The organism is Vibrio sp. 1978, from assembly GCF_033344345.1.
In genome coordinates this window covers 1-781 of record NZ_JAWPOP010000343.1, presented here as the reverse complement: position 1 = coordinate 781, position 781 = coordinate 1, and the positions used below count along the sequence as shown (strand labels likewise).

General features: G+C 43.9%; 2 protein-coding genes. One reads left to right on the top strand and one right to left on the bottom strand.

The annotated features are described in order from the left end of the window. Window positions 1-278, top strand: a 278-nt coding sequence (locus R8N49_RS26520) for a LysR substrate-binding domain-containing protein (RefSeq protein ID WP_318190369.1), incomplete at its 5' end; no start/stop codon positions are given. Here the strand turns inward: R8N49_RS26520 and R8N49_RS26515 are convergent. Continuing rightward, window positions 214-781: TSUP family transporter (locus R8N49_RS26515; RefSeq protein ID WP_318190368.1), on the bottom strand; the 568-nt coding region annotated here is incomplete at its 5' end. The two genes, R8N49_RS26520 and R8N49_RS26515, sit on opposite strands and share 65 nt — an antisense overlap.

The window sequence follows — 781 nt, the reverse complement described above, 5'->3', positions numbered from 1 at the left end:
CCAAGTACGAAATCCAACCTTTGATGGAGATGGACTCCTACACTGCGGCAGCGCAATTAGCTTTAAAAGGTATGGCACCAGCACTGATACCTAAATCCATCATCAAAACACTCAACATCGCATCAAATTTTTGTTTTGAATTCGAAGAACTAGAGCCTCTAATTCGCCCAATACACATCTGTCTTCGCCACAACACATACCGCAATCAGCGAATTAAAACAGTGTTAGAAGCCATTGCTGATGTTGTTGCCAAAGAAGTTTTGTTGCCATCAGCATAGACATGGTAATCACTAGAGGTCGAATCCACTTTTGACCTTTGGTAACCACCACTTTTGCGCCAAGTTGAGCGCCAATAAAGCCACCGACCGCCATCGTCAAACCAATTTCCCATACAGGTAACCCTGCGATAACGAAAAACAACAATGCGGCGATGTTTGAAGTGAAATTCAAAATCTTAGTTCGTGCTGTTGCATCCACGAGAGAAAAGTGGCCAAGAGCAACAAAGCACACAGTAAAAATCGAGCCCGTACCGGGGCCAAAGAAACCATCGTAGAAACCAACTCCACCACCGATACACAATGCAAACATCGCTTCGGCAAGTTTTGGTTCTCCATCGATTTTTCGAGTACTTGGTGCGAGTAAAAAATAAAGAGAAATCGCAATTAGAAGAACAGGAATCAAACTGGTGAGTACGCTAGCATCAATAAACTGTACAGCCTCGGCACCGATTGCAGCACCAATAAAAGTACAGAGTATCGCGAAACGCATTTCCTTTAGGCTG